Raw genomic sequence first — 8,704 nt, forward strand, 5'->3', positions numbered from 1 at the left:
TTACCTATGAAATTATCAAATATTTCAGCAATGAGTTTATTATCTGTTTTTGTATTAACTGCTTGTGGTGGCGGATCTGGTGGTGGAAATGGAAATAGTTCAACTTCATCAACATCTTCTACAAATTCTACAGGTAAAGCGCTTAACAATATTCCAGAGAATACTAATAAAGCTCCTGAGAATAATCATCAAAATCCAGAAACTAAACCAAATGATAGTGGTACAGAAAAGTCTGAACCTAAAGTAGAGGATAAAAAAATTGAAGGTTATCGTTTAGATGCAAAACGAGGAGATTCTGGCGATTTTTCTTGGAGTTTAAAAGGTAATGATTTGAATTATTTATCTGTATGGGGTAAGAAGATTCCTTTGATTGAATTAGGTTCAGAACCGAATGAAAAAGGCTGGTATAGTGTCGGTTTTAATAAACAAGGTTTGATAAGTAGCAATCAGCAATTAACCTATACTCGTCACGGTGTTTTTCAACCTGTAACCAGCAATGATGTATACATTTTTGCACAAGGTGAAAAAGCAACAGAGGTTCCAACTATGGGTGCTTATAATTATAAAGGTCAGGCAACTATGGTTTATGTGGATAATAACGATGCAAATAAGATATTACGATTGGCTGAATATCCTGCAGAATTTATCGCAGACTTTGGAAAAAAAGAATTGCTAGGAGCTATTTCACTTCTTGATCAACAAAATAATGTCTTACCATTAACTGCAGAAATTAATGGCGATAAATTTAAACATTGGGGCGGATTTGATGGTGTTTATGTTGAAGGTCAATTCTATGGACCGCAAGCGAGTGAACTAGGCGGAATTTACTATAAACGAGATAAGTTTAGTGGAACTTTTGGTGCTAAAAAGCAAGAGAAACAGGATAAATAAGTAGTTTCTAAAATTTTTCTATAGTTGATTAAATAGTGGTTAATTATTTTGAAATAATTGCTACTATTTTTTTATAATTTGCAAATCGTTCATTAAATTTCTTGTAAACAAAAATTTCCAAATTGTTAATTTGGCGTTATCATAGGCACCTATAAGCGGTAAGATTTGGCTTAAAATTTGCAAAAAGGATAAACAATGAGATTAGCGATAACCTGTGTAGAGAGAGTAGGCGTAGCCCAAGATATTTTAAGTTTATTAGTAAAAAATCAGATAAATTTAGAAGGTATTGAGCTACAAAAATTTGCGGATAAAGGGGTGGTATATTTACGCACCGAAGTTGTAGATGAAAATGTACAGCCTAAATTACTCAAAGAAATTGCCAAAATTTCAGGAATAACACAGGTTCAGCATATTCATCATTTACCCCAAGAACGTAAAAATTTAGAGTTACAAGCAGTATTAGGTGCTTTGCCTAACCCTGTTTTATCCATTGATTTACAAGGGAATATTGAGTTTGCTAATCAACAGGCGATTAAGTCTTTATTGCCAGTGTATAAGCAGAATCTATCTAAACGTAAGCAGGATAAATTACAGACACTCGATGGTATTCCATTGAACGATGTGTTAGCAAATTTAAATAAAACAAAGTGGTATAAAGCCTTTCTTGAACAAGGGGCTACTGCACAGCAAGATACCTTACAGCCTATTTCTTACCCAATTCAATTTGATAATCAGATGTGGCGTATTGATTTATTACCCATTGAATTATGGGAGACCGATCAAAATCGCCCGTTAGGTTATGTAGTAGCACTGCAATCACAACAAGCAATGCAACTCGACTTACATCAATTTATGGCTAATCAAACCAGTGAATTTGATTCAATGATTGCAAGCAGTCCTAAGATGAAGCTCGCTATTGAACAAGCCAAGAAATTTGCCATTTTGAAAGCACCTTTACTGATTCAAGGCGAAACAGGGACGGGTAAAGATTTATTTGCCAAAGCCTGTCATCAATTTAGTTTTAGACGAGATGAGCGTTTTATTGCTGTAAACTGTGCAGGCTTGCCCGAAGAAGATGCCGAAAGTGAAATGTTTGGTTACAGTATTGAAGGCAAAGAAAGAATGGGCTTTTTTGAATACACCAATGGTGGCACAGTTCTATTAGATAATGTGGCTGAGCTATCCTTAGATATGCAAGCCAAGCTATTGCGTTTTTTAAATGACGGTGTATTTCGTAGAGTGGGTGAAGAGCGTGAAATTCAGGTTGATGTAAGAGTGATTTGTACTACACAGAAGCCATTAGCTCAGCTTGTCAGTGAAGGCAAAATGCGAGAAGATCTTTATCATCGCTTAAATGTTCTGACATTAAATTTACCACCATTGCGTGAGCGACAAGCCGATTTGCCTTTACTTGCCGATCATTTTATTAGCCAAATTAGCCAACAGCTTGGTATCAAAGAGCCGAGCTATGATGAATTTTTCTTACAAGCCTTACAGCGACACCGCTGGGCAGGAAATTTACGAGAGCTTTATAATGCGATTTATCGTGCTTGTTCATTGGCGAATCAACAACTCCAAGTCAAAGATTTAGATTTGCCTGAAGAGTCGTTGCCTGATGCAGAAATGTTAAATTTAGAGCAAGCATCACTTGATGAATTACTTAATCAGTTTGAGTCTTCATTATTACGCAAGTTCTATGCAGAATATCCGAGTACTCGTAAACTTGCACAACGTTTAGGGATTTCTCACACCGCAGTGGCGAATAAATTGCGACAATATGGAATTGGTAAATAATGAAATACTATCGACAAGCGGTTACTTTATACAGTTTTTTTGCAATATTTAGCTTAAATCCAACCGCTTATTCCGCCCCGAGTATTCCTCAAGCCTTGCTAAATAATAGCGTGGTTTATTGTACTGACGGTTCAGATTTTTCTTTTAATCCCCAACGAGCAGAAGTGGGGAGCAATATGAATATTGTTACGGAACAACTTTATGATAAATTGATTGAGTTTGATCCCGTTACCAATAAATTGAAACCCGCCCTAGCAGAACGATTTGTAGTCAGTGATGATGGTTTAACCATTACATTTTACTTGCGTAAAAATGTATCGTTTCACCATACTCCTTGGTTTACACCAACTCGTAAGCTCAATGCAGAAGATGTGGTATTTTCATTAAATCGAATGATGGCGAGAGAATTTGAACTACCAGAGTTAAGTACTGAGCAGCAAGCGACTTTAGCTCGTTATCGTATCAATAGCGAAATTGCCGAGCGAACCTATTTTCCGTATTTTGAAAGCGTGGGACTAAAACACCGTATTCAGGCAATTACGGCACAAAATAGCCACACTGTAACGATTAAATTGGCAACTGCCGATAATTCTTTATTGCATCATCTTGCTAGCCAATATGCAGTTATTTTGTCGAAAGAGTACGCTCTACAATTAAATGCTGATGAAAATCTCGCTCAATTAAACCGCTTTCCTATTGGTACAGGGGTATATCAAGTTGAACGTTATGTGCAAGATGATCACGTTCGTCTCATTCCAAACCCACATTACTGGGGGAAAAAAGCTCATATTGGGAATATGATTGTTGATTTTTCAACAACAGCGACAGGGCGAATGGCAAAATTCTTAAATAAAGAGTGTGATATAGCAGCTTTCCCTGAGCCTAGCCAGTTATCTGTTTTAGCTGATAAGCAGGCAATTATACAAAGTGATGGTGCAAACTTAGCGTATTTGGCATTCAATTTTCGCCAAGAAAAGATGCAAGATATTGCCTTTCGTCAGCAAATTGCACAAGCCATTGATCGCAAGCGATTAGCAAAATTACTGTTTTATTCAATGGCGGACGTTGCTGAAAATGTATTACCCAAAGCGATTTTTCCTGAAACAAACCCTGATGGTTATCTTTATCCGAACATTATTCGCAAAAAATTAGCCGAAACTGACCGCTTGAATTTATGGGTGGTAGATGAGAAAAAAGTTTATAATCCACATCCATTAAAAATGGCAGAATTGATTCGGGCGGATTTAGCTAAAGTTGGTATTACAGTTAAGGTTCGTCAAGTTAGTCGAGCTTATCTAGTACAGCAATTAGAGAATAATCAAGCAGACTATGATCTCATTTTAGGTGGCTGGCTAGCGAATAATTTTGATGCTGATGGTTTTTTGTCGCCTATTCTGAGTTGTAATGCACAAAATGCAGTGACTAATTTATCAAACTGGTGCGATCACGATTTTGATGCGTTGCTACAAAGTGCAAGGTTGAGTGAAGATCATTTTGTACAACGACTACTGTATCGTCAAGCACAGGAATTATTGCAACAGCAACTGCCAATCCTACCGCTTGTGAATACTAAAAGGGTGTTATTAGTTAGCCCTAAAGTTGCTAAGGTCAATATTAGCCATTTTGGGCAAGTTAAATTAGCAGACATATACCTAAAAGTGTTACCTGCACATTAGCAGAATACGCAATGAGAAAGTTAAAAAATGTTATTTGCATTGATTAGAAAATTATTTTTAACCTTAATTACGCTGATTATTTTATCTTTTATCAGCTACCATATTTTATTGCGAGATCCGTTAAATAATCTAGTTGGCAATGATTTCACTGCGTATTTCAATTATGTTCAAGCCTTATTACAAGGGGATTGGGGGATTAACCACAACACAGGAGAACCATTAGCTAAACAGATCTTAAATGTATTTCCTGCTACGATCTCACTCTGTTTATCGGCAACCTTTTTATCTCTATTACTGGGGATTCCCCTTGGATTTTTTTCAGCAACACAACGGCAACATCTGGTTGGGAAACTACTTTCAACATTTGGTTCACTTAGTTTAGCTGTGCCAGTATTTTGGTTGGCAATCTTATTACTTGCTTATGCATCAATAAATCATTGGGCAATCTCAGCAGTGGGGGAAATTCACCCAATTTATGCAGTACCAGCAGTTACAGGCGTTACCTTTATTGATATTTTACTGTCCGATTCCCCTTATAAATTAAAAATGATGCAAAGTGCGTTACAACATTTGGCTTTACCAACTTTAATTCTAGCATTACCCGCAACGTTAGAAACCTTACGCATTACAGAGCAACGGACGTTATATGTAATGAAACAGAATTATGTCAAAGTAGCTCGTGTGCGTGGTTGGTCGCCATTAAAAATTTGGCGCAACCATATTATTCGCAATACACTTCCTGCCTTAATTCCAATGATAGCACGCAATGTAACGCTTATTTTTGCCTTTGGAATGTTAATTGAAAATGTAGTGAGCTGGGACGGTGTTGGACGTTGGATGATTAACGCTTTATCTATTCAAGATTACCACGCGATTTCTGCTGGAGTGGTGGCAATCGGTTTATTTGTATTATCGGTGGATTTACTAGCAAGTTTAGTTACCACCTTATTAGACCCTTCACAGAAGAAAGATTGGTATGCTAAATAATAAAGATCCTGAACAATTTAGAGAGTCTGCCTATTTTAGTCAATTTTGGTCGGTGCTACGTCAAGATACTGTTGCATTGGTGAGTGTTAATCTATTTTTTGCATTACTTGGCTTGACATTATTAGGTTATTGGATAGCTCCGTATTCTGCCGATCAGCAGTTTATTGGTTTGGAATTGATGCCGCCATCTTGGAACGATCAGGGGCAAATTAGTCACTTCTTTGGTACTGATGATCTAGGACGAGATATTTTTAGTCGGATTTTATCAGGTTTCTATTATACCGTAGGCTCAGCATTGGCAATTACGCTCGCTATTGCCATTATCGGTGGGGTAATTGGTATTTTAGCAGGGGCAAAAAAGGGGAGCTCTTTTTTCATTCTTTCACATTTGTTTGATACCTTTTTATTTACGCCTATTCTGTTAATTGCAATTATTATCGCAACGCTAATGGAGCCAAGTTTACCCAATGCAATGTTGGCTATTTTTTTAGCAATGTTACCGCATTTTATCCATAAAATTTATCAAACTACTCAGCAAGAGCTAAAACGAGAATATGTTGTTACCCTTCGTTTAGAAGGGGCAAGATTTAGAGATCTTGTGAAAGAAGTGATACTACCCAATTTAACCGTGATTGCAGTGAAAGAACTTTCCCATATTTTTGTAATAGCAGTGCTGGATATTAGTGCATTAAGTTTTATCTCACTTGGGGCAAAAAGCCCAACACCTGAATGGGGAACAATGATTCGAGACTCAATGGAATTAGTCTATATTGCCCCTTGGACAGTGATTTTACCTGGGCTTGCAATCGTCTTCGTGATCTTAATTATTACGCTATTGGGTAATAGTATTGTGCGTGTTTTAGAAAAATATCGGTATTAGTTATGGCATTGTTAGATATTCGTCATTTAAGCATTGAAATTGAAACACCAGAAGGGCGAATTAAAATGGTGGACAACATCAATCTCACACTAGATAGCGGTGAGATTTGTGGCTTAGTTGGCGAATCAGGTTCAGGCAAGAGTTTAATTGCCAAAGTTATCTGTGGATTGGTTAAAGAAGAGTGGATTATTACCGCTGATCGGTTTCGTTTTAATGATGTTGAGCTTTTAAAACTTTCACCATCACAACGTAGAAAGCTAGTAGGTGATGATATTTCAATGATCTTCCAAGATCCACTTTCCTGTTTAGACCCAAGTTTACCCATTGGTAAACAATTAAGCCAAACTATCCGCTTTAAAGGTAAATGGTGGCAATGGTTCGGCTGGAAAAAACGAAAAGCTATTGAACTATTGCATCGTGTGGGTATTAAAGATCACCAAGATGTGATGCAAAGTTACCCAACGGATTTAACTGAAGGGGAAGCTCAAAAAGTGATGATTGCAATGGCTGTGGCTAATCAGCCCCGTTTATTAGTGGCTGATGAACCAACAAATACAATGGAAGCCACAACACAGCTACAAATTTATCGCTTGCTTTCCAGTATGAATAAGAACTTAGGCACATCAATCATTTTAGTCAGTAACGATATGTTGAGTATTCATAAATGGGTTGATTCCTTTAATGTGCTTTATTGCGGTCAAACGGTGGAAATTGCCACGAAAGAAACCATAATGGAAACCCCATTTCACCCTTACACTTCGGTGTTATTACATAGCGTTCCCGATTTTTCTCAGCCTTATCCATTTAAAGGGCGGTTAAATACCCTAAAAGGTAGCGTCCCAATGCTTAAAGAGATGCCAATTGGTTGCCGCCTTGGGCCACGTTGCCCTTTTGCCCAGAAAAAATGTGTGGTTAAACCGCCATTAAGAAAGTTCCGCCAACACGAATTTGCTTGTCATTTCCCGATTAACTTTCGTGAGCAGAATTTCTTGAAAAAAGCCGAATTTATCCCTGTGGTTGTGAATGATAAGCCTGAGATGAGTGGGTAAGTAAGGACACCCAAAAACGATGTCCTATATTTGTCTTTACACCCAACCTTTCTCTCTAAACATTTTAAGTGTTTTAACAAAAACTTCCATCTCTTGTGGCGTGCCGAGTGTTAAACGATTCCAACCTTGGATCGGTAAAAATTCTCTACCAACATAAATTTGGTGTTCTTTCATACGTTGTTGATAAGTTTTTACATCGCCTTTAATTTGGTGGAAAATAAAATTCGCATTAGAATCAACATATTTTAAGCCTAATTCAGTGAGTGCTTTTTGAACTATCTGACGAGAAGCATTGATAGTTGCTAAACTGAGCTGTTCAAATTGTGGATCTTGTAATGATGCGATAGCGGCAACTGCACCTGCTAAGTTTGTGTTGTCGTAAGACATACAACTTTCTGCTAAGGCAACCACTTCTTCTGTACCTAATAAATAGCCAATACGATAGCCTGCTAACCCATATAACTTAGAGAATGTACGAGTTACTGCAACATTATTTTTATTCGCTTTAATCAGTTCAATACCACTTTTAAAATCAGGATTTTGGACTAATTCAGCATAGGCTTCATCTAAGATAAAGAAATGATGAGCAGGTGCTGTATTGATCCAATCAAATAAGGTTGTCGCAGGGGTAATCATTGCCGTTGGATTGTTTGGGTTGCAAAGATAGAAAATAGTTTCGCCCTTAAATTGTTCAGCAGCCTGTTGCAGTTGCTTAATATCAAAAGAGAAATCTGCCATTAACGGCACTTTAACCACAGAAATACCCAATGCTTGTGCATATAACTCAGCATAGTTAAAAGTAGGATCTGGCACAACAAGCTGAATTGGCGTGTTATTTTTCTGTGCTCTAATAATCAATGCTTGAACAATAGCCTGAATATTTTCAGATGAGCCATTCCCCATAGAAATTTGATTAGTCGCTAAGTTGAATTTTTTGGCAATTAAGCCGATTAACTCTTCACGCTGATCGTCTGGGTAACGAAACCCAATATCTAAACTGTCTGAAATTGCTTTTTTGGCTTTAGCAGACATACCTAATGAGTTTTCATTAAAGTTGAGTTTAATCGGAAGTGAAACACCTTGTGGCATTGAAAGCCCAGTTGCTTCTACTTTCTTACTGAATGTTGAAAAAGCGGTTGTTAAAGCCGCTGCACCTGCTAATTGAAAAAGTTGTCTGCGTTGCATATAAATCTCCTAAATAAAGTGTATAAATGAATATAAAATCACAAAAAATGAATTTTTATTCAATATAAATGAGTTTTATAATTTTGCAAGCAGAATTTTTAAAATATGATGAAATGTGTTTAAAAAATAACAGGGCAACTGTATATGTTGCCCCAGATTATTGACAAAGTCTTTTTTCATTCGGACGCCAGCGTGGCGCCCCTACAAGAAAGGTTATAACCAATTGAAAAATAACAGATTTT

Annotated in this window: 7 protein-coding genes and 1 pseudogene; 7 read left to right on the forward strand and 1 reads right to left on the reverse strand. The window is 37.1% G+C overall.

Features of this window, described 5'->3' with window-relative positions; all coding sequences use genetic code 11:
- Positions 1-6: 6 nt before the first annotated feature.
- From A1D25_RS07145 to A1D25_RS07170, 7 genes and pseudogenes are all read left to right on the forward strand, one after another.
- Positions 7-891 (forward strand): transferrin-binding protein-like solute binding protein, encoded by an 885-nt coding sequence (locus A1D25_RS07145; RefSeq protein ID WP_157395006.1) that lies wholly within the window; start codon positions 7-9, stop codon positions 889-891.
- Positions 892-1,086: 195 nt separating this feature from the next.
- A pseudogene (locus A1D25_RS11210) lies at positions 1,087-1,266 on the forward strand (ACT domain-containing protein); the annotation flags it as partial.
- 453 nt (positions 1,267-1,719) lie between these two features.
- The gene (locus A1D25_RS11215; protein WP_338065564.1) at positions 1,720-2,685 is read left to right on the forward strand and encodes a sigma 54-interacting transcriptional regulator; all 966 of its coding nucleotides are present in this window, start codon (positions 1,720-1,722) and stop codon (positions 2,683-2,685) included.
- Positions 2,685-4,361 (forward strand): ABC transporter substrate-binding protein, encoded by a 1,677-nt coding sequence (locus tag A1D25_RS07155; protein WP_157395008.1) that lies wholly within the window; start codon positions 2,685-2,687, stop codon positions 4,359-4,361. Before A1D25_RS11215 ends, A1D25_RS07155 begins: the two co-directional genes overlap by 1 nt.
- A gap of 27 nt (positions 4,362-4,388) precedes the next feature.
- The gene (locus tag A1D25_RS07160) at positions 4,389-5,348 is read left to right on the forward strand and encodes an ABC transporter permease (protein WP_157395009.1); all 960 of its coding nucleotides are present in this window, start codon (positions 4,389-4,391) and stop codon (positions 5,346-5,348) included.
- Entirely contained in the window at positions 5,338-6,228 is an 891-nt protein-coding gene (locus A1D25_RS07165) for an ABC transporter permease subunit (RefSeq protein ID WP_157395010.1), read from the forward strand. The genes A1D25_RS07160 and A1D25_RS07165 overlap by 11 nt, the downstream gene beginning before the upstream one ends.
- A gap of 2 nt (positions 6,229-6,230) precedes the next feature.
- The gene (locus A1D25_RS07170; RefSeq protein ID WP_157395011.1) at positions 6,231-7,277 is read left to right on the forward strand and encodes a peptide ABC transporter ATP-binding protein; all 1,047 of its coding nucleotides are present in this window, start codon (positions 6,231-6,233) and stop codon (positions 7,275-7,277) included.
- 36 nt (positions 7,278-7,313) lie between these two features.
- On the opposite strand, the gene A1D25_RS07175 is transcribed toward A1D25_RS07170, so the two are convergent.
- Positions 7,314-8,462, reverse strand: coding sequence for a pyridoxal phosphate-dependent aminotransferase (locus A1D25_RS07175; protein WP_157395012.1), 1,149 nt, complete (start codon positions 8,460-8,462; stop codon positions 7,314-7,316).
- Positions 8,463-8,704: the final 242 nt, after the last annotated feature.

The sequence above is a fragment of the Ursidibacter arcticus genome (assembly GCF_009761375.1).
Lineage (GTDB): Bacteria > Pseudomonadota > Gammaproteobacteria > Enterobacterales > Pasteurellaceae > Ursidibacter > Ursidibacter arcticus.

Bases quoted from the DNA above. Each gene is read 5' to 3' on its own strand.
- A1D25_RS07175 (WP_157395012.1), bottom strand. From the start codon at position 8,462: ATGCAACGCAGACAACTTTTTCAATTAGCAGGTGCAGCGGCTTTAACA.
- A1D25_RS11215 (WP_338065564.1), top strand. From the start codon at position 1,720: ATGCAACTCGACTTACATCAATTTATGGCTAATCAAACCAGTGAATTT.
- A1D25_RS07145 (WP_157395006.1), top strand. From the start codon at position 7: ATGAAATTATCAAATATTTCAGCAATGAGTTTATTATCTGTTTTTGTA.
- A1D25_RS07170 (WP_157395011.1), top strand. From the start codon at position 6,231: ATGGCATTGTTAGATATTCGTCATTTAAGCATTGAAATTGAAACACCA.
- A1D25_RS07160 (WP_157395009.1), top strand. From the start codon at position 4,389: ATGTTATTTGCATTGATTAGAAAATTATTTTTAACCTTAATTACGCTG.
- A1D25_RS07155 (WP_157395008.1), top strand. From the start codon at position 2,685: ATGAAATACTATCGACAAGCGGTTACTTTATACAGTTTTTTTGCAATA.
- A1D25_RS07165 (WP_157395010.1), top strand. From the start codon at position 5,338: ATGCTAAATAATAAAGATCCTGAACAATTTAGAGAGTCTGCCTATTTT.